This window comes from Streptomyces sp. NPDC002276 (assembly GCF_053891435.1).
Window position 1 is genome coordinate 632,589 of the sequence record NZ_JBSFCQ010000003.1, and the last position, 20,530, is coordinate 653,118.

The window sequence follows — 20,530 nt, forward strand, 5'->3', positions numbered from 1 at the left end:
CGTCCATCCTACGGTGGCCCACTGACTGCGAGGCACCGCCGAGCACGGTCTTGTCACAGCCGTCTCAGTACCCGGGACCAGCACCCGGAAGCGGCTCCCCGCGCGCGGGGAGGTCCGTCAGTACACCGGAAGCGTCCTCGGGCCGAGGTCGTCGCGGACCGGCGGCGGGGCCAGGCGCACGGAGGCGCCGAGCACGCTCAGTCCGTGCGCCGCGACGACGACCGGCTCCAGGTTGACCGCGACCACCTCGGGATGGTCGTCGACCAGCCGCGACACCCGTAGCAGCAACTCCTCCAGGGCAGGCGTGTCGACGGGCGTCGAGCCGCGCCAGCCGAACAGGAGGGGTGCCGTCCGGATCGACCGGATCAGCGAAGCGGCCTCCCGGTCCGTGACCGGAACCAGCCGGTGCGCGGTGTCCCCGAGCAGCTGCGACGCGGCTCCGGCGAGCCCGAACGACAGCACGGCGCCCGCCGCCGGATCGATGACGGCCCGTACGACGGTGTCGACCCCGCGCGGTGCCATCCGCTGCACCACCGGCCGCAGCTCCTCCGGCCTGCCGAACAGCTCGCCCAACTCGGCGTACGCCCGCCGCAGTTGGTCCTCGTCCGCGAGATCCAGGCGTACGCCGCCCAGGTCGGCGCGGTGGCGCAGGTGCGGGGCGGTGGCCTTGAGGGCGACCGGGTAGCCGAGGGTGCGGGCGGCCTCGGCGGCGGCATCGGGGGTGGGCGCGGGCAGCGCGCGGTGCACGTCGATCCCGTACATGCCGAGCAGTTCGCAGGTCTCGTCGACGCCGAGCGTGAGGCCCTGTCCGCGCGCGAGGAGCCCGCCGATCAGTTCGGCGGCCCCCTTCTCGTCGATGTCCTCGTACTCGGGCACCCGGCCGGGGTCGACGGCCTCGCGCCGCCACTGGGCGTACTTCACGGCTTCGGCGAGGGCGCGGACCGCGCGTTCGGCGGCGGGGTAGGCGGGGATGAGTCCGACGCCTTCGGGGGCCTGCACCGCGCTGGGCGGTCGCTCCTCGGAGCGCTGCGAGTCCTCCCGCTTCGAAACGGCCCGCGGTGCCGTACTGGTCGCGGCCGACAGCGCCGCCGCGAGCCCCCCGAGCTCCACGTGCACCACCAGCACGGGCTTCCCGGGGACGGTCTCCGCCGCCGACCGCAGGGCCTCTGCCAGTGCCGCGTCCTCCGCCGGGCCCTCCCCCACGGCGGGTATCGCGGTCACGACCACCGCGTCGCAGGAGTCGTCGGCCAGCGCTCCGGACAGCGCCCGGTGGAAGTCCGTCGCCGTCGCCGCCGTCGTCAGATCCACCGGCGGCGTCGGCCGCAGCCCCTCGGAGAGGCACGCGTCGTACGTCAGCAGTCCCAGTGACTCGGAGTTCCCGAGGATCGCCACCCGTGCCCCGCCGGGCAGCGGCTGGCGCGCGAGCAGCAGCCCGGTGTCGACGAGTTCGGTGATGGTCTGGACGCGGATCACGCCGGCCTGTCGCAGCAGCGCGGACACCGTCGCGTGCGGCAGACGTGTCGCGCGTACGGCGTGCCCCTGGGGGGCGGATCCGGCGCCCTGAACCACGACCAGGGGCTTCGCCGCAGCGGTGCGCCGGGCGAGGCGGGTGAACTTGCGGGGGTTGCCGATGGACTCCAGGTACATGAGGGCGACGTCGGTGTCGGGATCGTCGTACCAGTACTGGAGGACGTCGTTTCCGGACACGTCCGCGCGGTTGCCGGACGACACGAAGGTGGAGACGCCGGTGACTCCGGTGACGCCGCCGCCGCGTCGGTGCAGCCGGGACAGCAGGGCGATGCCGATGGCGCCGGACTGGGCGAACAGTCCGATGCGTCCGGGGCGGGGCATCTCGGGGGCGAGGGACGCGTTCAGCCGTACGTCGGCGGCGGTGTTGATGACCCCGAAGGCGTTCGGCCCGATGATCCGCATGCCGTACGTGCGCGCGTGCCGGACGAGTTCGCGCTGGCGCTCGCGTCCCTCGGGGCCACTCTCGGCATAGCCGGCGGTGACCACGACGAGCCCCTGCACCCCGTGTTCGCCGCACTCGGTGACGACCTGGGGGACGTGTTCGACGGGGACGGCGACGACCGCGAGGTCCACGGGGCCTTCGATGTCGCGCACCGAGCGGTGGGCCGGTACCCCGTCGAGTTCCTTCTGCCCTTCGGGGAAGGCCTTGTTGACGGCGTACAGGTCGCCGGTGAAACCGGCGTCCCTGATGTTGCCGAGAACGCTGCGGCCCACCCCTCCGGGGGTGCGGCCGACGCCGACGACGGCGACCGAGCCGGGCACCAACAGCCGTCGTACGGACCGTGCTTCGGCGCGCTGCTCCCGCGCGCGCTGCACGGCGAGGGACCGGTCCGTGGGTTCGAGGTCAAACTCCAGGCGTACGACGCCGTCCTCGAAGCTGCGCTTCTGGGTGTAGCCGGCGTCCGTGAACACCTTGATCATCTTGTTGTTGGCGGGCAGCACCTCGGCGGCGAACCGGCGGATGCCGCGCTCGCGGGCGACAGCAGCGATGTGCTCCAGGAGGGCGGAGGCGACACCTCTGCCCTGGTGCGCGTCCTGCACCAGGAAGGCGACCTCGGCCTCGTCGGCGGGGGCGGACGCGGGACGCCCGTCGGCACTAATGCGGTCATAGCGTACGGTGGCGATGAACTCGCCGCCGACGGTGGCCGCGAGTCCCACCCGGTCCACAAAGTCGTGGTGCGTGAAGCGGTGGACGTCCTTGGCGGACAGGCGAGGATACGGCGCGAAGAAGCGGTAGTACTTCGACTCGTCGGAGACCTGCTCGTAGAAGCTGACCAGGCGATCGGCGTCGTCGACGGTGATGGGCCTGACGCGCGCGGTACCGCCGTCGCGCAGCACCACGTCGGCTTCCCAGTGGGCGGGGTACTCGTGCCGGTCCGACGAGGTCTGCTGCATGGGGCCCAGCGTACGGCTCGCGTCCGACAACGGCGCGAGGCAGTCTGTGGGTGAAAGCAGCGAGGGAAGTGGGGCCGAGGCCGCGGTCCGACACCCCTCTCCGGACGGTCCGCGGGGCCGCTCCGGGCTCGCTTCACGTGTGGGAAACTGGTCTAGACAACCCTGAGACTCTGAAGGGCAGCATCACATGGCTGAGCGCCGCGTCAACGTCGGCTGGGCGGAGGGCCTTCACGCCCGCCCCGCCTCCATCTTCGTCCGGGCCACCACGGCCGCAGGTATCCCCGTGACGATCGCCAAGGCCGACGGCAACCCCGTCAACGCGGCCTCCATGCTCGCGGTCCTGGGCCTGGGCGCCCAGGGCGGCGAGGAGATCGTCCTCGCGTCGGACGCCGAGGGCGCGGACGCGGCCCTCGACCGGCTGGCGAAGCTGGTCGCGGAGGGTCTTGAGGAACTCCCCGAGACCGTCTGAGTTACCCGCAATTGATGGTTGCGGTGATTTCGCCGCAAAACCGATGTGCCGCAACCTCGAAGGGCTCGCCCGAATTACCGGGCGAGCCCTTCGCAATTCCACTTGCGGGCAGCAGAAATAATCCCCCGCGAATTATCCCCTCTTTGTATACGGCGCCCGTGTTAATGCCGGAGACCCGACATGTTTACGGGAGGTTGCGAAGTCCTCACACGGTCCGTGCCGTTCGCGCCGCCGGGAAAGCGCAGCCGGTGCGCGGTGCCCGCGCGCTCGGTGTGCAGGGCCGTGATCGCCCGCGCGCGCTCGCCGTCGCCGCGCGCCACGGCGTCCACGATGGCCCCGTGCTCCGCCCAGGACTCCACGGGGTTGGCCGGTGCCTCCACCGCGTACATCCAGGCGATCTTGTGCCGCAGCTGGGTCAGCATCGAGGTCAGCGCGGGGCTCCCGGAGGCCTGGGCCAGCGTCTCGTGGAACCAGCTGCCCAGGGAGCGCAGATCCTCGCTGTTGCCCCTCCTGGCGCGCTCCTGGCCCAGCCGGACGAGGCCTCGCAGCACCTTGAGGTGGGCCTCGGTGCGCCGCTGGGCGGCCCGCGAGGCGCCGAGCGGCTCCAGCAGCATCCGCATCTCCAGCAGGTCGGCGGCCTCCTGCTCGGTCGGTTCCGCGACGCACGCGCCCGCGTGCCGCCGGGTCACCACGAACCCCTCCGCCTCCAGCGTGCGCAGGGCCTCGCGCACGGGCACGCGCGAGACGCCGTACCGGCGCGCGAGGAGTTCCTCCGTGAGCCGGCCGCCGCGCTCGTAGACACCGGCGACGATGTCGTCCCGGATCGCCGTGCATACCGAGTGCGCCGGAATACGCATGTCCGACCTCCGCCTTAATCCCCGTGAAACGTCGACGATTGACGTGTGTTCCGTGACTCTATTGCAATCAGCGGGAATTTCCGATGGCGGACCGGAATCCATGGATATTTTTTGGACAGGAGGGGTCCGGAAACGCCGAAAGCCCCGGCGGACGGCCGGGGCTCCAGGAAGTGCGGTGGTGCGTCGTCAGACGTTGACGCCGTGCTTGCGGAGGTAGGCGACGGGGTCGACGTCGGAGCCGTACTCGGCGGTCGTACGGGCCTCGAAGTGGAGGTGCGGTCCGGTGACGTTGCCGGTCGCCCCGGAGAGGCCGATCTGCTGGCCCGGGGTGACCTGCTGGCCGACCGAGACACCGATGGACGACAGGTGGCCGTACATGGTGTACATGCCGTCGGCCATCTTGATCACGACCTCGTTGCCGTACGAGCCGCCCCAGCCGGCCTCGACGACGGTGCCGGAGCCCACCGCGTGGACGCTGGTGCCGGTCGAGGCGTGGAAGTCGATGCCCGTGTGGGCGCCGGAGGACCACAGGGAGCCGCCGGTCTTGTAGCCGGTGGACACATAGGAGTTGGCGACCGGCGCGACGAAGGTGTTGAGCCGCTTGCGCTCGGCCTCGCGGGCGGCGCGCGCCTGGGCCTCACGGGCCGCCTCGGCCTGGGCGGCGGCCTTGGCGCGGGCGGTCTCCTCGGCGAGCGTCTCGGCGGCGGCCTGCCGCTGGGCGACGGCCTGGGCGTCGATCTTCTCGGCCACGGCATCGCCCATGGCGACGACCGGGGTGAGGCCGGTCTGCTCGGGGGCGGGCTCGGCGGCGAACGCGGGGGCGCTCGCCAGGGTGCCGACGACTCCGGTGGCGGCGAACGCGGCGACACTCGCGGCGCGAACGGTGGTGCGGTGGGTCCGGCTCGGGCGACGGTGCTTCCCGGTGGCGCGGGTGAACGCCATGAAGTGGCTGGTCCTTTCCTTCCTTCTCGCCTACCGGGTTAGCTGACGGGTTCGGAGCAGGAAGGTCTCCTACGGACTCCCGCCACACGCGCGGGCGTCCGATTCACCCCAGGGACTCATGTGGGTCCCCGGCTCCCCTGGCTCGCGCCGTACGGGGACTCGGCGATGACTGTCCGGTGCCGCGAGTGCGGCGCGGTGCCTGACGGACAGCCGGACCGACGCTAAGGGGGGCCACTTTCAATCCCCAAACGGATCACGGTTTTTGTAGCGCACGCCACAGGGCAGACAGGCAACCTCTCCCCCAATTCGGACAATAGGGAGCCCTGGTGGCGCTTCCGTCACCAGGGCTCCCCCACGCGCGCGTGCCGCTGTCGCGTCTACTCCGCCGGAACGACGGTCACTTCGCCGATGCCGAGGGCCTCGACGGGCTCCTTGATCTGCTCCGCGTCGCCGACGAGGATCGTCACCAGACGGTCCACCGGGAAGGCGTTCACGACCGCCGCGGTCGCCTCCACGGTGCCGGTCGCGGCGAGCTGCCGGTACAGCGTCGCCTGGTAGTCGTCGGGCAGGTGCTGCTCGACCTGGTCGGCCAGCGTGCTCGCCACGGCCGCCGCGGTCTCGTACTTGAGCGGCGCCACGCCGACGAGGTTCTGTACGGCGATGTCCCGCTCGGCGTCGGTGAGTCCGCCCTCGGCGAGCTTGCGGAGCACCGTCCACAGGTCGTCGAGTGCGGGACCCGTGTTCGGGGTGTCCACGGAGCCGCTGATCGCGAGCATCGACACGCCCGTGCCGTCGGGTGCCGAACGCAGCACCTGGCCGAACGCGCGCACACCGTAGGTGTAGCCCTTCTCCTCGCGCAGGACGCGGTCCAGGCGGGAGGTGAGGGTGCCGCCGAGGCAGTACGTGCCGAGCACCTGCGCGGGCCACACGCGGTCGTGCCGGTCGGCTCCGACGCGGCCGATGAGCAGCTGCGTCTGGACGGCGCCGGGCCGGTGCACGATCACGACCCGCCCGGTGTCGTCGGCGGTCACCGGCGGCACGGGGCGCGGCTGCGCGGTGGAACCGGTCCACGAGCCCAGGGTGTCGGCGAGCAGCGCGTCCAGGTCGATGCCGGTGAGGTCGCCGACGACCACGGCGGTGGCGGTCGCGGGGCGGACATGCCGGTCGTAGAAGGCGCGTACGGCCGTGGAGTCGATCTTCTGGACCGTCTCCTCGGTGCCCTGGCGGGGGCGCGACATGCGCGAGCTCGCCGGGAACAGCTCCTTGGAGAGCTCCTTGGCCGCGCGGCGGGACGGGTTGGCCGTCTCGTGCGGGATCTCGTCGAGGCGGTTGCGGACCAGCCGCTCGACCTCGCTGTCCGCGAAGGCGGGCGCCCTGAGGGCGTCCGACAGCAGGCCGAGGCCCTTGGCCAGGCGCGAGGCGGGGACCTCCAGGCTCAGGCGCAGCCCCGGGTGGTCGGCGTGCGCGTCGAGGGTGGCGCCGGAGCGCTCCAGCTCGGCGGCGAACTCCTCCGCTGAGTGCTTGTCGGTGCCTTCGGAGAAGGCCCGCGCGGTGATCGTGGCGACGCCGTCCAGGCCTGCCGGTTCGGCCTCCAGGGGCGCGTCGAGGAGCACCTCGACGGCGACAACCTGCTGGCCGGGGCGGTGGCAGCGCAGGACGGTCAGGCCGTTGCCGAGCGTGCCACGCTCGGGCGCCGGGAAGGCCCACGGCCTGGCCTCGCCGGCCTGGGGCTGCGGGTGGAACTCCATCGTGGCGAGCTCGGTCACTTGGCCGCCTCCTCGTTCTCGTCGCCGGCCTCGGCCGCTGCTTCGTCGGCGTCCTCGTCCGCGATCGGCTCGTAGACGAGCACCGCGCGGTTGTCGGGCCGCAGTCGCGCCTTGGCGACCTCCTGGACCTCCTCCGCCGTCACGTCCAGGACGCGCTGTACGGCGGTCAGGGCGAGCTGCGGGTCGCCGAACAGGACGGCGTAGCGGCACAGTTCGTCCGCGCGGCCCGCGACCGTGCCCAGCCGGTCCAGCCACTCGCGCTCCAACTGGGCCTGGGCGCGCTCCATTTCCTCGGCCGTGGGGCCCTCCGCGGCGAACCGGGCGAGCTCCTCGTCGATGGCGGCCTCGATGACGGGCACCTCGACGTCACCGGACGTCTTGACGTCCAGCCATCCCAGGGAGGGCGCTCCGGCCAGCCGCAGCAGCCCGAAGCCGGCCGCGACGGCCGTACGGTCGCGTCGTACGAGGCGGTTGTAGAGGAGCGAGGACTCGCCGCCGCCGAGGATGGTGAGGGCGAGGTCGGCCGCGTCGGACGCGCGCGTGCCGTCCTCCGGGAGCCGGTAGGCGCACATCAGGGCGCGCGCCGGGACCTCTTCCTCGACGATCTCGCGCAGCTCGGCGCCCATCGTGTCGGGCAGTGCGCCGTCACGGGGTGCGGGCTTGCCGTCGTGCGAGGCGATGGACCCGAAGTACTTCTCGATCCAGGCGAGCGTCTGCTCGGGGTCGATGTCGCCGACCACGGACAGGACCGCGTTGTTGGGCGCGTAGTAGGTGCGGAAGAACGCGCGCGCGTCCTCCAGGGTGGCCGCGTCCAGGTCCGCCATCGAGCCGATGGGCGTGTGGTGGTAGGGGTGGCCCTCCGGGTAGGCGAGGGCGGTCAGCTTCTCGAACGCTGTCCCGTAGGGCACGTTGTCGTAGCGCTGGCGGCGTTCGTTCTTGACGACGTCCCGCTGGTTCTCCATGGACTCTTCGTCAAGAGCGGCCAACAGGGAGCCCATGCGGTCGGCTTCGAGCCAGAGGGCGAGCTCCAACTGGTGGGTGGGCATGGTCTCGAAGTAGTTGGTGCGCTCGAAACTGGTGGTGCCGTTGAGCGAACCGCCCGCGCCCTGCACCAGTTCGAAGTGGCCGTTGCCCTTCACCTGTCCGGAGCCCTGGAACATCAGGTGCTCGAAGAGGTGAGCCAGGCCGGTACGCCCCTTGACCTCGTGGCGGGAACCGACGTCGTACCAGAGGCACACCGCCGCGACCGGGGTCAGGTGGTCCTCGGAGAGCACCACGCGCAGACCGTTGGCCAAACGGTGTTCGGTCGCTGTCAGACCGCCGGACCCTGCCTCGGCGGTGGCCGTGTGACCCATGGGCATGTACGTCCCTTCGATCGCGGATTATCTGGCTGGAACCGCAGAAATCCTGCTCGTCCCGCCACTGTATGCAAGCGTGCGGACGGTCGGCGAAGTTCCCGGCGGACGTACGCCGAGAGCGAGATCGCGTAGCCTGCGGGCAGTCGCACACGTGGACCCACGCGGCAGCCGTCGGTGACGGAGCCGAGCGGCCAACGCCGGGTCCTGGTCCGCGTTGTCAGTGCCGCGGTCCACAATGGTTCACGTCAAGACCCCGTTCACGCTTCAGCAAGAGTGAGCCGAAGGGGAGCGACCCCCAGGCGAGCGACCAGAAAAGAGGAGCCGGCAGCGATGGCCCGCCGCAGCACGAAGACCCCGCCGCCCGACGACTCGTTCGAGGAGCGGATCCTCGACATCGACGTCGTCGACGAGATGCAGGGCTCCTACCTTGAGTACGCGTACTCGGTCATCTACTCCCGCGCCCTGCCGGACGCCCGGGACGGCCTGAAGCCGGTCCACCGACGGATCGTCTACCAGATGGACGAGATGGGCCTGCGCCCCGACCGCGGCTATGTGAAGTGCGCGCGTGTCGTCGGCGACGTCATGGGCAAGCTGCACCCGCACGGCGACGCGTCGATCTACGACGCCCTGGTGCGCATGGCGCAGCCCTTCTCCATGCGCGTCCCCCTGGCCGACGGCCACGGCAACTTCGGCTCGCTGGGCAACGACGACCCGCCCGCCGCCATGCGGTACACCGAGTGCCGGCCGTCCGAGGCCGCGAACCTGATGACCGAGTCGATCGACGAGGACACGGTCGACTTCGCCCCGAACTACGACGGCCAGGAGCGGGAGCCGGTGGCCCTGCCCGCCGCCTTCCCGAACCTGCTGGTGAACGGCTCGTCGGGCATCGCCGTCGGCATGGCCACCAACATGCCGCCGCACAACCTGGGCGAAGTCATCGCGGCGGCCCGCCACTTGATCCGCTATCCGAACGCGGACCTCGACACCCTGATGCGCCATGTCCCGGGCCCCGACCTGCCCACGGGCGGCCGGATCGTCGGCCTCAGCGGCATCCGGGACGCGTACGAGACGGGCCGCGGCACCTTCAAGATCCGCGCCACGGTGACGGTGGACGACGTCACGCCGCGCCGCAAGGGCCTGGTCGTCACCGAACTGCCCTTCACCGTCGGCCCGGAGAAGGTGATCGCCAAGATCAAGGACCTGGTCGGCGCGAAGAAGCTGCAAGGCATCGCCGACGTCAAGGACCTCACCGACCGCGCGCACGGCCTGCGCCTGGTCATCGAGATCAAGAACGGCTTCGTCCCGGAAGCGGTCCTGGAGCAGCTCTTCAAGCTGACGCCGATGGAGGAGTCCTTCGGCATCAACAACGTCGCCCTGGTCGACGGCCAGCCCCTCACGCTGGGCCTCAAGGAACTCCTGGAGGTCTATCTCGACCACCGGTTCAACGTCGTACGGCGACGCAGCGAGTTCCGCCGCACCAAGCGGCGCGACCGCCTCCACCTCGTGGAGGGCCTGCTCACCGCGCTCGTCGACATCGACGAGGTCATCCGGATCATCCGCTCCAGCGACAACTCCGCACAGGCGAAGCAGAGCCTGATGGAGCGCTTCTCGCTGTCGGACATCCAGACGCAGTACATCCTGGACACACCGCTGCGCCGCCTCACCCGGTTCGACCGGATCGAGCTGGAGTCGGAGATGGAGCGCCTCAGCGCGGAGATCGCCGAGCTGACGCGCATCCTGGACTCGGACACCGAGTTGCGCAAGCTGGTCTCGACCGAACTGGCCGCGGTGGCCAAGAAGTTCGGCACCGACCGGCGTACGGTCCTGCTGGAGTCGGCGGGCGCCCCCGCCGCCACCGTGCCGCTCCAGGTCGCCGACGACCCGTGCCGGGTGCTGCTCTCCTCGACGGGCCTGCTGGCCCGTACGGCGAACGGCGAGCCCTTCCCGGAGGACACCGAGGCCCGGCGCGTCAAGCACGACGTGATCGTCTCGGCGGTCCCGGCCACCGCCCGCGGCGAGTTGGGCGCGGTCACCTCGGCCGGCCGGCTGCTGCGCATCAACGTCGTCGACCTCCCGCAGCTCCCGGAGACGGCGTCCGCGCCGAATCTCTCCGGCGGCGCGGCGGTCACCGAGTTCGTCTCCCTGGAGGAGGGCGAGACGGTCATCTGCCTGACGACCCTCGACGAGTCCTCCCCGGGTCTGGCCATCGGCACGGAGCAGGGTGTCGTCAAGCGCGTGGTCCCCGACTACCCCACGAACAAGGAGGAGTTGGAGGTCATCGCGCTCAAGGACGGCGACCGGATCGTCGGCGCGATCGAGCTGCGCACCGGGGAGGAGGACCTCGTCTTCATCACGGACGACGCCCAACTCCTGCGCTATCAGGCCTCCCAGGTGCGTCCCCAGGGCCGCCCGGCCGGCGGCATGGCGGGCATCAAACTCACCGAGGGCGCGAAGGTCATCTCCTTCACCGCCGTCGACCCCGCCGTGGACGCCGCAGTGTTCACGATCGCGGGCTCACGCGGCACCCTGGACGACTCGGTCCAGACGACGGCCAAGCTGACCCCGTTCGACCAGTACCCCCGCAAGGGCCGTGCCACCGGCGGCGTCCGCTGCCAGCGCTTCCTGAGGGGCGAGGACTGTCTGTCCCTGGCCTGGGCGGGCGCCGTACCGGCGAAGGCCGCCCAGCGGGACGGCACCCCGGCCGAACTCCCGGAGATGGACCCGCGCCGCGACGGCTCGGGCGTGTCCCTGCCGAAGACGGTGTCGGTGGTCGCGGGCCCGGTGTAGCCCCGTCAGGCTTGCGGCTCCGGCTCGAACTCCGGTTCCTGGTCCGGTTCTTGTACGTAGCGCAGGACGCCCCACATGCCGTGCTCGTCGGCGTGTGGGGCGTCGCCGTCCTTGCACGCCTCCAACTCCTTGCCGAGCGCGGTTGGTTCGAGACCGCTGCCGATCAGCACGAGCTGCGTCAGCCGGGCGTCCCCGTTCGCCCAGGGCTCGGGATAGAACCGCAGGAACCGTCCTACGGCGTGCACGGCGTACCGGTTGCGGGGATCGTGGGCGCCGAAGTCGACGTACCCCTTGATGCGGTAGAGCCCCTCGGGCCTGCTGTCCAGGAACGTCATCAGCGCGCGTGGGTCCATGGGCACGTCGGAGGCGAAGGAGAGGCTGTCGTAGGCGCTGTGCAGATGGTCCGCGTGCCCGTGCTCGTCGGCGGTGTGCTCGTGCAGGTCGTCGAAGGTCAGCTGCCCGACGCGCTCCTCGCTGGGCCTGCAGTCGAAGAGGAACTCCGGGTCGACACGGCCGTAGGTGGCGGGTACCACGGCGGCCCGGTCGGTGAGGGAGCGGACGAGTCCGAGGACGCGCGGGGCGTCGACCGCGCGGTCGAGCTTGTTGACGACGACCAGGTCGGCGAGGGAGAGATGCCTGTCGATCTCGGGGTGCTTCGTGCGCGTGTCGTCGAACTCGGCGGCGTCGACGACCTCGACGAGTCCGCCGTAGACGATCCCCGGGTGTTCGCTGGCGAGCAGCATGCGCACCAGTTCCTCCGGTTCGGCGAGTCCGCTGGCCTCGATGACGATGACGTCGATGCCGGTGGCGGGGCGGGCGAGCCGCTCCAGGTAGACGTCGAGTTCACTGGCGTCGACGGCACAGCACAGGCACCCGTTGCCGAGCGAGACGGTCGAGTCGCCGAGAGCCCCGGCCACGGCCAGCGCGTCGATCTCGATCGCCCCGAAGTCGTTGACGATGGCGCCGATACGGCTGCCTCCGCTGCGGTGCAGGAGGTGGTTGAGCAGGGTGGTCTTGCCGGAGCCGAGGAATCCGGCGAGTACGACGACGGGGATCTGCGGGGGACTTGGAACCGGCGCCCCGCTCTCGCTCGGGCTCGGGTGTGCGCTCGGGTTCTGCGGGCTCAACGTGCGACCTCTTTCACGCCGACGCGTGCACCGGATCGCGGTCGGGCGCACGTACGGAGGTTGAATGCCGCCCCAGGATACGAGCCGGAGGAATCGCCGCGGAGTGAACGATTGTTAGCACTCCTCGCGGGGCACACGTTGGAGAAGGCGCCGGTTCGTGCGACCCTCGCTTCCCTCCGTGCGCCTCCTCTCCGCCTCCCTGCCGATCAGAGCCGCTCGGCACTCTGGGAGACGGCAAGCGCCGCCCATCGCTCGCCGGTCCCCGTCTTCATCAACCCGCACCCGACGAACCGGCGGACGGCCGCCTGATTCGGGGGTTGACATGGCCACACGGAAGCGCGGCATGCGGGGGTTCGCGACACCTCTGGCAGCCGGCCTCGGCCTGGTGACAGGAGCTGTCACCGTCCTGGCCGCGCAACACCGCACGCTCCGCGCACTGCGCACCCGCCTCGACCGGCTGGAGGAACAGGTCGCCAACGGCCATCGCAACGCCAATCTCGCCACCCAGCAGCGTCTGCACTGGGAACTGCTGAGCAAGGCGATAGACAGCCCGGAACTGGCCGAGGTGCTGGACATCTTCGAAGTGCCGACGTCCCAGCAGAAACGGCGTCAATACCTCTTCGCCAACGCGCTGTACACCAACCTGCTGCTCTCCTACCGCATCGGGAACATCAGCCGTGACGAGTTCTTCGGCTTCGTTCGTGGCCTTGTGCAGAATCCCGTGGTCAGGGAGTACTGGAACGCGACTCAAGGACAGCGAGCGACCCTCGCCGAGGGCTCCGACGAGGCCGAACTCGGACGGATGGTCGACGAACTTCTGCGACAGCTGGAAGAGGCCGACAACGACGACTGGTGGGTCGTGGGGGATCCGCCCGGCGACTGAGGAGCACTGGCTTTCCGGACGGCGCTCGCCCGCGAATCACACCCTCGGGCCATAACGAACGGATCAAGTCCCCAGTTGTCCCAGACGTCGCTGGGGTTGACTCACGCTCGATCGCGTTGAACGACTCCACAAGACGTCGCTCACGCCGCCGGATGACGCGCGCACCCCACAGGGCACCGCCTTCACCCCGCAGTCGTTGTGCGCAGACTCTTCAGACGTGAGACCAGAAGGAACCAACAGTGAGTCAGATCATCCGTCGGATCGGTGTACCTCCCAGCGCCCGAGGGAGCGGGGGCGGGGGCAACTGCCCTGACATCTTCGAATTGGCCGACGGAAACTTCGCGGTGATCGGCAGGGACGAGACGGACAAGCTCGACAGTCAGCTCCCCGCCGACGCATCGCGAGCCCCCTATGAACGAATCGTCGTCATCACCCGGGACACACTCGTCAAGGCCAAGGGCGACATCCCGGAGGCGTGATCGCCTGCGATTCCCTTCCCATCGTTCCCTGTTGACTCGACACCAACCGAAGGGAAGCAGGATGACCGTCCACCTCGGCCGCAAGACCGCCTGCCGATGGTCCGACCCGCACCTCCGCATAAGTCGACGCATCGGCGTGCCGCCGCAGGCTCGGGGCAGCACGTGCGGCGCGAACTGTCCTGACGTCTTCGAACTTCGTGACGGCCACTACGCGGTGATCGGCACAGAGCGGACCGCGGAGATCCGAAGGGACCATCCGGAGATGCGGAGACCGACCCCGTCGGAGATCGTCGTGGTCGTCGACCGCGGGACCCCGATCCGCGCCAGGCCCCAGATTCCCGACAGCTGACCGGCGAATGCCCCCACCGGAGATCCGGTGGGGGCATTCGTCATGCCGCGGCTTGCGGTGCCGTTTCCTCCGGTGGGCCCCGGGAAGAACTCCGCAGACTCGGGGGAGGCGCGTGGGGCGCCCTCACGCTCAGCGGTGCCGTCCTGGTCGGCGCCGTCTCCGTCGTGGTGAGCGGCTGCTTCGGCGGGGTGAGGCCTCCCGCGAGCAGTTGCGCCGGAGCGCGGAAGTCGACCTGCGCGGCCTTCACGTGCAACTGACGCAGATGGCGATGGACGATCCCGCCCCGGCCGAGGTCTGAAACGACTTTCCCGGTGAGTCCCCGCGGAGACTCCGGCAGAACCTGTTCACCAATCTGGCCTTCAGTCACTACTTGCTGGTCTTCAAGCGGGGAGGCATCAGCGAGGAGGAGTTGATCGCACGGATCGTTCGCCGGCACGAAGCCCCGCGTTCGCGCGCTACTGGGAGGCGTCGCGCGGCGCGAAGGAAGTACTGCCGCCGGACAGCGACGAGGGGCGGCTGTACCGGATCTTCGAGGCGACGATCCAGGAGGCACACCGGCCTGGCGCGCCTCCACCGCCCGCCCCGTGAGGCTCTGTCACCCCAGTGACGGCACTGCCACCGGCGCCTCCAGCCCCACGTACCGTGCCACCGGCCGGATGATCTTCGAGTCCTCCGCCTGCTCCACCACGTTCGCGCCCCACCCCACCACCCGCGCGGCAGCGAACGTGGGCGTGAACATCTCCCGTGGCAGACCGCAGAGTTCCATCACCAGCCCCGCGTAGAACTCGACGTTCGTGTGGAGTTCGCGGCCCGGCTTGAGTTCGGCGAGGATCGCCTCCACCTGGCGTTCGACCTCGACCGCGAACTCGACCCGAGGTCCGCCGAACTGCTGGGCGACCTCGCGCAGCATCCGGGAGCGCGGGTCCTCCGTGCGGTAGATCGCGTGGCCGAAGCCCATGATGCGGTCGCCGGCGAGGACGCGTTCACGGATCCAGGGGTCGATACGGTCCGGGGTGCCGATCGCGTCCAGGGTGTCCAGGGCGCGACTGGGCGCACCGCCGTGCAGCGGGCCCGAGAGCGCCCCCACGGCTCCGACCAGGCAGGCCGCCACATCGGCCCCGGTCGACGCGATGACCCGCGCGGTGAAGGTTGACGCATTGAATCCGTGGTCAATGGTTGAGATCAAGTATTGCTCGATCGCCCTCGCCTGCTGCTTGTCCGGCTCCGAACCCGTCAACATGTAGAGGTAGTTGGCCGCGTAGGAGAGGTCCTCACGCGGCTCCACGGGGTCGAGACCCCGGCCCAGCCGGTACAACGCGGTCAGCAGCGTCGGTACGGCGGCGGAGGCCACGAGGGCGTCCGCGCGCCGCGCGTCGGCGTCGATGTCGTACACCGGCTGGAAGCCCTTCGCGGCACCGAGCAGCGACAGCGCCGTACGCATGCCGGACAGCGGCCCGGACGTTCCGCTCGCCGCCGCCACGGCGGGCAGTGCGGCCCGCACCTCGTCGGGCAGCCTGCGCAGCGCCGCGGTCTCGGCGGCGAAGGCGGCGCTCTGTTCGGCGTCCGGCAGTTCGCCGTTGGCCAGGAGATGCCAGACGTCCTCGAAGCCGCGGGTCCGCGCGAGCTCGACGGCGGAGTAATGGCGGTAGTGGTAGAAGCCCTCGGTCCCCCGGACGTCACCGATTCGGGTGTCGGTGACGACGACGCCCGCGAGTCCTCGCGGAACCTCGATACGAGTGGCAGCGGCCCTGTTGATGGACATGTTTCCTCCCTGGACTTGATTTCAATGTCCATGGTTGACTCAATCTCTGTCAATATTGATTGAATCAATGTAATGAGAAGTGGATACGGTGACCTCCATGCGCGATCAAGAACCCGCTCCCGGTCACCCCGAGCGACGGCTGAGCACCAAGGAGACCGCCGAGCTGCTCGGCGTGAAGCCCGAGACCGTGTACGCGTACGTGAGTCGCGGACAGCTGGGCAGCAGACGCGAGCCCGGCGGCCGGGGCAGCACCTTCGACGCCAAGGAGGTGGAGGCGCTCGCCCTGCGCAACAGGCGGGAGAGCAGCGGGAGTTCGGGTTCAGGGGGCGAGTTGTCCGTACGGACCCGGATCACGCTCATCGAGAAGGACCGGTACTTTTTCAGGGGCGTCGACGCGACCCGGCTGGCCGCGCGCCACTCCTACGAAGAGATCGCCGAGTGGCTGTGGACCGGCGAGTTGCGTCCTGGGATCACGTTCACCGCGCCCAGGGCGAGCGTCGCCGTCGCCCGCCGCGCCGTCGACGCGCTGCCCGAACACGCGGGCCCCACCGACCGGTTGCGGGTCGCGGCCATCGCGGCGGCGACCGCGGACCCGCTGCGCTTCGACCTGTCCGAGGACGCCGTGCTCGGCACGGCACGCACCCTCATCCCCACCCTCGTCGCCGCCCTGCCGCCGATGCGGCGCGCCCATCGCGACGAGGGTCCGCTCGCCCACCGCCTGTGGGCGCGGCTGAGCGGACAGTCCGCTGACGAGGCGTCACTGCGCGTCCTGGACACGGCACTTGGCCTGCTCGTCGACCACGACCTGGCCGCGTCCACCCTCGCGGTGCGGGTCGCCGCCTCGGCCCGCGCGCACGCCTACGCGGCCGTCTCCTCCGGCCTGGGCGTCCTCGAAGGCCCCCTGCACGGAGCGGCCAGCGGTCTGGCGCACCGGATGCTGCTCGACGTCCTCGACCAGGGCAGCGCCGCCCCCGTGGTCGCCGACGAACTGCGGGCGGGCCGCCGTATCCCCGGACTCGGCCACCGGCTCTACCCGGGCGAGGACCCACGCGCGCGTGCCCTGTTCGCCCTCCTGAAGGACGTTCCCGACGCCGGGCCCGCCCTCGCCGCGGCCCGTGACATCGTCGCCACCACGGCCCGCCATACCCCGCTGCACGCCAATGTCGACCTGGCGCTCGCCGTCCTCACCGTCTCCTCCGGGATGCCCTCCACGGCGGGCGAGACGATCTTCGCGGTCGCCCGGACCGCGGGCTGGATCGCGCACGCCCTGGAGGAGTACGGCGAGCGCCCGCTGCGGATGCGGCCCAGCGGTCACTACGTCGGCCCGAAACCGCCTCAACCACTACCGGAGTAGGACACGAGCGCGGCCGGAAGTCGCCCCGGGCCAAGTCAGGTTAGGCTCACCTCTGTGAGTACGTGCGCGACCGTCTCTCGGGACCTCGACGAGCCCATTTCCGGAACCGCGGCCACGGCGACGACGTGGCTGCTGCTGGAACAGCCCGGTCCTTGGGGTGCCAAAGCGCTCACTTCGAGCCACCTGGACCCCGCGCTCGGGCGTGCCCTGGAAACGGCGGCCGCGGACACGGGCGTACGGATCGCGCTCATCCGGCGTCCCGGGCGGCACGCCGACCCGGCGTCCTCACGGGTACGCCAGGTGTACGCGGCCCACACCGTTCCCGGAAACGCGTGGCTGCGGAGCGCCACGACGACCGACCCGCGGCAGCTGCTCGGCCTCGACTTCGCGGCCCTCGGTGCGGGTGACCCGCACTCGTTCGGCTCGGCGCTCGGCGGGCGGGCCCACACCGGTGATCCGCTCGCGCTCGTCTGCACCAACGGCAAGCGCGACCGCTGCTGCGCGCTCCTGGGCCGTCCGCTGGCCGCCGAACTCGCCGCCTCTGGGGTCGAGGGCGCCTGGGAGGTCACCCATCTGGGCGGCCATCGCTTCTCGCCCACGGTGCTCGTCCTGCCGTACGGCTACGCGTACGGGCGCGTCGGGGCCCACACCGTCAAGGAGATCCTCCAGGGGGTCCAGGAGGGCCGCGTGGTCGTCGAGGGCTGCCGGGGTGGTTCGGCCTGGGAGCGGCCTGGACAGGCGGCGGAGCTGGCCGTGCGGACGGCGACGCGCGAGTACGCGACGGACGCGCTGAACGTCGTACGGACGGACGGCGGCGCACCCCGCTGGGAGGTGACGGTCGCGCACAGGGACGGACGCCACTGGCGCGTGATCGTCGCCCAGGGTGCCTCGCTGCCGCCCCGGCCGGAAAGCTGCGGGGCGTCGGTCCTCGGTGCGCCGGCGCGGATGGACGTGGTGGCGGTGCGTGAGCTGACGACGGCCCTGGCGGGCTGACTCGCCCGGCATCTGACCCGCTTCCTGGCGAAATCGTCCTCTCCTGTAGGCCGCTTTCCCCAAGGATTGGTCAAGAGATCCGCACCACACCCCTGGGGCGGGCCCTGTCCCGGCACGTACCTTCGTGGGTATGAGCCCCACCCCTCTCGCACGCCGCCGTCGCCTCGGGCTGCCGCGGCGGGCGTTCTCGCAGGTGCTGCTGATGCAGCTGGCGATCGCCGCGGGAGTCGCGGTCCTGGCGACCGGGCTGTTCCTCGCACCGCTGAGCAAGCAGCTGGACCAGGAGGCGATGAACCGCGCCCTGGCCATCGCCGAGACCACCGCGCAGCAGCCGCAGATCATCAAGGACCTCCAGAACACCCCTCCGCGCGCGGACGGGCCCGTGCAGAAGGAGGCGGAGCGGATCCGGAAGGCCACCAAGGCCGAGTACGTGGTGGTGATGGACTGGCGGGGCGTGCGCTGGTCGCACACGACTCCGAGCGAGATCGGCCGGTTCGTCTCGACCTCTCCCGGTCAGCCGCTGGCCGGTCAGGAGGTCAAGGAGATCGACAAGGGCACCCTGGGCCGCTCGGCCCGCGGCAAGGTGCCCATGCGCGACGCCGACGGCACGATCATCGGAGCCGTCTCCGTGGGCATCAAGTACGACGGCGTGCGCGCACAGTTGATCGGCGCGATCCCCGGGCTGCTGGCGTACGCCGGGGGCGCTCTCGCCGTCGGCGCGCTGGCGGCCTGGCTGATCTCCCGGAGGGTCCAGCGGCAGACCCGGGATCTTGCCTTCTCGGACATCTCGGCGCTGCTCTCGGAGCGCGAGGCGATGCTGCACGGCATCCGGGAGGGCGTCGTCGCCCTGGACCGTACGGGCCGCATACGGCTCCTGAACGACGAGGCGCGGCGGCTGCTGGGCATCGGTGACGAGGCGGTCGGCCGGTCCCTGGACGAGGCGCTCGGCGAGGGCCGTACGACCGACGTCCTGGCCGGCCGGGTCACCGGCACCGACCTGCTCGCCGTCCGGGGCCAGCGGGTCCTGGTCACCAACCGGATGCCCACCGACGACGGGGGCGCCGTCGCCACCCTGCGCGACCGCACCGAACTGGAGCAGCTCGGGCGGGAGTTGGACTCGACGCACGGCCTGATCGACGCCCTGCGCGCCCAGGACCACGAGCACGCCAACCGGATGCACACCCTCCTGGGGCTGCTCGAACTGGAGATGTACGACGACGCCGTGGACTTCGTAGGGGAGGTGGTCGGCGATCACCGGGCCACCGCCGAACAGGTCACCGAGAAAATCCAGGACCCCCTGCTCGCCGCCCTGTTGGTGGGCAAAGCGACCGTCGCGGCCGAGCGGGCCGTCGCCCTGTGGATCTCCGACCGGACCTGGCTGCCCGACCGCCTGATCGACCCGCGCGGGCTGGTCACGGTGGTCGGCAACCTGGTGGACAACGCGCTCGACGCCGTAGGAGGCACACCGCACGCGCGCGTGGAGGTCGAATTGCGGACGGAAGGGCGGACGGCGGTGCTCCGGGTGCGGGACACGGGGCCCGGAATCCCGGTGGAACAACGGGAGTTGATCTTCACGGAGGGGTGGTCCACGAAGAAACCCCCGGCCCACGGCAAACGCGGAATCGGCCTCTCCCTGGTGCGTCGGCTCGCCGAACGGCAGGGCGGCAGCGCGGTGGTGACGGAGGCGTTCGGCGGGGGCGCGGAGTTCGTGGTCGTGCTGCCCGAGGCGCTGGCCGAACCGGACCTGGAACCGGCTCTCACCGTCCCCGGGGAGACCGTCACCGAGGAGGACTCCCGATGATCGAGGTCCTGGTCGTCGACGACGACACCCGGGTCGCACAGGTCAACGCCGCCTACGTCGAGAAGGTGCCCGGCTTCCGCGTGGCCGGCGAGGCCCACAACGCGGCCGACGCACTGCGCCAGTTGGAGACGCTGCCCCGCCTCGACCTGGTGCTGCTGGACCACTATCTGCCCGACGACACGGGGCTCGCGGTCGTTCAGGAGATGCGCCGACGCGGCCACCAGACCGACGTGATCATGGTGACGGCGGCCCGGGACGTGACGACCGTACAGGCGGCGATGCGGCAGGGCGCGTTGCAGTACCTGGTGAAGCCGTTCGCCTTCGCGGGTCTGCGGGCCAAGCTGGAGGCGTACGCGGAACTGCGCCGCACCCTCGACGGCGGTGGCGAGGCCGAACAGGCCGAGGTGGACCGTATCTTCGGCGCCCTGTCCACGCCGTCGGAGCCCGGGCTGCCGAAAGGGCACTCCCCCACCACCGCGGAACTCGTGCGCCAGTCCCTGATGAACGCCGAAGGCCCCCTGTCCGCCCAGGAGATCGCCGACCGCACCGGGGTGAGCCGGCAGACCGCCCAGCGCTATCTGAAGCTCCTGGAACGCACCGGACGGGCCAGGCTGACGCTCAAATACGGCGACGCGGGCCGCCCGGAACACCGTTACGTGTGGGCGACCCGCGTCTGAG

16 protein-coding genes, 1 pseudogene and 1 riboswitch are annotated in these 20,530 nt (G+C 70.8%); of the genes and pseudogenes, 10 read left to right on the forward strand and 7 right to left on the reverse strand.

What is annotated here, in order from left to right; all coding sequences use genetic code 11:
• Nucleotides 1-117: 117 nt before the first annotated feature.
• Nucleotides 118-2,925, reverse strand: a complete 2,808-nt coding sequence (locus ACWIHT_RS11595; protein ID WP_456166908.1) for a bifunctional acetate--CoA ligase family protein/GNAT family N-acetyltransferase — start codon at nucleotides 2,923-2,925, stop codon at nucleotides 118-120.
• Nucleotides 2,926-3,112: 187 nt separating this feature from the next.
• On the opposite strand from ACWIHT_RS11595, the gene ACWIHT_RS11600 reads away from it, so the two are divergent.
• The gene (locus ACWIHT_RS11600; RefSeq protein WP_019072943.1) at nucleotides 3,113-3,394 is read left to right on the forward strand and encodes an HPr family phosphocarrier protein; all 282 of its coding nucleotides are present in this window, start codon (nucleotides 3,113-3,115) and stop codon (nucleotides 3,392-3,394) included.
• A 161-nt stretch (nucleotides 3,395-3,555) separates the two neighbouring features.
• Here ACWIHT_RS11600 and ACWIHT_RS11605 read toward each other — a convergent pair whose 3' ends face one another.
• The 4 genes from ACWIHT_RS11605 to ACWIHT_RS11620 all read right to left on the reverse strand — a co-directional run bounded on the left by ACWIHT_RS11605 (nucleotide 3,556) and on the right by ACWIHT_RS11620 (nucleotide 8,314).
• Nucleotides 3,556-4,251, reverse strand: coding sequence for a GntR family transcriptional regulator (locus ACWIHT_RS11605; RefSeq protein ID WP_359610037.1), 696 nt, complete (start codon nucleotides 4,249-4,251; stop codon nucleotides 3,556-3,558).
• Nucleotides 4,252-4,437: 186 nt separating this feature from the next.
• Complete coding sequence (locus tag ACWIHT_RS11610; RefSeq protein ID WP_456166911.1) at nucleotides 4,438-5,193, reverse strand: M23 family metallopeptidase; 756 nt, start codon at nucleotides 5,191-5,193, stop codon at nucleotides 4,438-4,440.
• A gap of 13 nt (nucleotides 5,194-5,206) precedes the next feature.
• Nucleotides 5,207-5,368: riboswitch (cyclic di-AMP (ydaO/yuaA leader) on the reverse strand.
• A 202-nt stretch (nucleotides 5,369-5,570) separates the two neighbouring features.
• Nucleotides 5,571-6,959, reverse strand: coding sequence for a M16 family metallopeptidase (locus tag ACWIHT_RS11615; RefSeq protein WP_456166913.1), 1,389 nt, complete (start codon nucleotides 6,957-6,959; stop codon nucleotides 5,571-5,573).
• Complete coding sequence (locus ACWIHT_RS11620) at nucleotides 6,956-8,314, reverse strand: M16 family metallopeptidase (protein ID WP_456167115.1); 1,359 nt, start codon at nucleotides 8,312-8,314, stop codon at nucleotides 6,956-6,958. Before ACWIHT_RS11620 ends, ACWIHT_RS11615 begins: the two co-directional genes overlap by 4 nt.
• A 333-nt stretch (nucleotides 8,315-8,647) precedes the next feature.
• Here ACWIHT_RS11620 and ACWIHT_RS11625 point away from each other — a divergent pair, with 333 nt between their 5' ends.
• Entirely contained in the window at nucleotides 8,648-11,104 is a 2,457-nt protein-coding gene (locus ACWIHT_RS11625; protein WP_456166915.1) for a DNA gyrase/topoisomerase IV subunit A, read from the forward strand.
• 5 nt (nucleotides 11,105-11,109) lie between these two features.
• On the opposite strand, the gene ACWIHT_RS11630 is transcribed toward ACWIHT_RS11625, so the two are convergent.
• Nucleotides 11,110-12,231, reverse strand: a complete 1,122-nt coding sequence (locus ACWIHT_RS11630) for a CobW family GTP-binding protein (RefSeq protein WP_456166917.1) — start codon at nucleotides 12,229-12,231, stop codon at nucleotides 11,110-11,112.
• A gap of 322 nt (nucleotides 12,232-12,553) precedes the next feature.
• On the opposite strand from ACWIHT_RS11630, the gene ACWIHT_RS11635 reads away from it, so the two are divergent.
• From ACWIHT_RS11635 to ACWIHT_RS11650, 4 genes and pseudogenes are all read left to right on the forward strand, one after another.
• Nucleotides 12,554-13,114, forward strand: a complete 561-nt coding sequence (locus ACWIHT_RS11635; RefSeq protein WP_456166919.1) for a DUF6082 family protein — start codon at nucleotides 12,554-12,556, stop codon at nucleotides 13,112-13,114.
• Nucleotides 13,115-13,353: 239 nt separating this feature from the next.
• Complete coding sequence (locus ACWIHT_RS11640) at nucleotides 13,354-13,593, forward strand: hypothetical protein (protein WP_456166921.1); 240 nt, start codon at nucleotides 13,354-13,356, stop codon at nucleotides 13,591-13,593.
• A gap of 61 nt (nucleotides 13,594-13,654) precedes the next feature.
• The gene (locus ACWIHT_RS11645; RefSeq protein WP_456166923.1) at nucleotides 13,655-13,942 is read left to right on the forward strand and encodes a hypothetical protein; all 288 of its coding nucleotides are present in this window, start codon (nucleotides 13,655-13,657) and stop codon (nucleotides 13,940-13,942) included.
• A 375-nt stretch (nucleotides 13,943-14,317) separates the two neighbouring features.
• Nucleotides 14,318-14,530 (forward strand): annotated as a pseudogene (locus ACWIHT_RS11650) (DUF6082 family protein); the annotation flags it as partial.
• Nucleotides 14,531-14,537: 7 nt separating this feature from the next.
• On the opposite strand, the gene ACWIHT_RS11655 reads toward ACWIHT_RS11650, so the two are convergent.
• On the reverse strand, nucleotides 14,538-15,704 hold the full coding sequence (locus ACWIHT_RS11655) for a citrate synthase/methylcitrate synthase (protein WP_456166925.1): 1,167 nt from the start codon (nucleotides 15,702-15,704) through the stop codon (nucleotides 14,538-14,540).
• A 97-nt stretch (nucleotides 15,705-15,801) separates the two neighbouring features.
• Here ACWIHT_RS11655 and ACWIHT_RS11660 point away from each other — a divergent pair, with 97 nt between their 5' ends.
• From ACWIHT_RS11660 to ACWIHT_RS11675, 4 genes are all read left to right on the forward strand, one after another.
• Complete coding sequence (locus tag ACWIHT_RS11660; RefSeq protein WP_456166927.1) at nucleotides 15,802-17,058, forward strand: citrate/2-methylcitrate synthase; 1,257 nt, start codon at nucleotides 15,802-15,804, stop codon at nucleotides 17,056-17,058.
• Nucleotides 17,059-17,112: 54 nt separating this feature from the next.
• Nucleotides 17,113-18,051 (forward strand): sucrase ferredoxin, encoded by a 939-nt coding sequence (locus ACWIHT_RS11665; protein WP_456166929.1) that lies wholly within the window; start codon nucleotides 17,113-17,115, stop codon nucleotides 18,049-18,051.
• 130 nt (nucleotides 18,052-18,181) lie between these two features.
• Complete coding sequence (locus tag ACWIHT_RS11670) at nucleotides 18,182-19,852, forward strand: ATP-binding protein (protein WP_456166931.1); 1,671 nt, start codon at nucleotides 18,182-18,184, stop codon at nucleotides 19,850-19,852.
• Nucleotides 19,849-20,529, forward strand: a complete 681-nt coding sequence (locus ACWIHT_RS11675) for a response regulator (protein ID WP_456166933.1) — start codon at nucleotides 19,849-19,851, stop codon at nucleotides 20,527-20,529. The genes ACWIHT_RS11670 and ACWIHT_RS11675 overlap by 4 nt, the downstream gene beginning before the upstream one ends.
• Nucleotide 20,530: the final 1 nt, after the last annotated feature.

Bases quoted from the DNA above. Each gene is read 5' to 3' on its own strand.
- ACWIHT_RS11610 (WP_456166911.1), bottom strand. From the start codon at position 5,193: ATGGCGTTCACCCGCGCCACCGGGAAGCACCGTCGCCCGAGCCGGACC.
- ACWIHT_RS11660 (WP_456166927.1), top strand. From the start codon at position 15,802: ATGCGCGATCAAGAACCCGCTCCCGGTCACCCCGAGCGACGGCTGAGC.
- ACWIHT_RS11675 (WP_456166933.1), top strand. From the start codon at position 19,849: ATGATCGAGGTCCTGGTCGTCGACGACGACACCCGGGTCGCACAGGTC.
- ACWIHT_RS11635 (WP_456166919.1), top strand. From the start codon at position 12,554: ATGGCCACACGGAAGCGCGGCATGCGGGGGTTCGCGACACCTCTGGCA.
- ACWIHT_RS11645 (WP_456166923.1), top strand. From the start codon at position 13,655: ATGACCGTCCACCTCGGCCGCAAGACCGCCTGCCGATGGTCCGACCCG.
- ACWIHT_RS11600 (WP_019072943.1), top strand. From the start codon at position 3,113: ATGGCTGAGCGCCGCGTCAACGTCGGCTGGGCGGAGGGCCTTCACGCC.
- ACWIHT_RS11655 (WP_456166925.1), bottom strand. From the start codon at position 15,704: ATGTCCATCAACAGGGCCGCTGCCACTCGTATCGAGGTTCCGCGAGGA.
- ACWIHT_RS11625 (WP_456166915.1), top strand. From the start codon at position 8,648: ATGGCCCGCCGCAGCACGAAGACCCCGCCGCCCGACGACTCGTTCGAG.
- ACWIHT_RS11670 (WP_456166931.1), top strand. From the start codon at position 18,182: ATGAGCCCCACCCCTCTCGCACGCCGCCGTCGCCTCGGGCTGCCGCGG.
- ACWIHT_RS11605 (WP_359610037.1), bottom strand. From the start codon at position 4,251: ATGCGTATTCCGGCGCACTCGGTATGCACGGCGATCCGGGACGACATC.
- ACWIHT_RS11620 (WP_456167115.1), bottom strand. From the start codon at position 8,314: ATGGGTCACACGGCCACCGCCGAGGCAGGGTCCGGCGGTCTGACAGCG.
- ACWIHT_RS11595 (WP_456166908.1), bottom strand. From the start codon at position 2,925: ATGCAGCAGACCTCGTCGGACCGGCACGAGTACCCCGCCCACTGGGAA.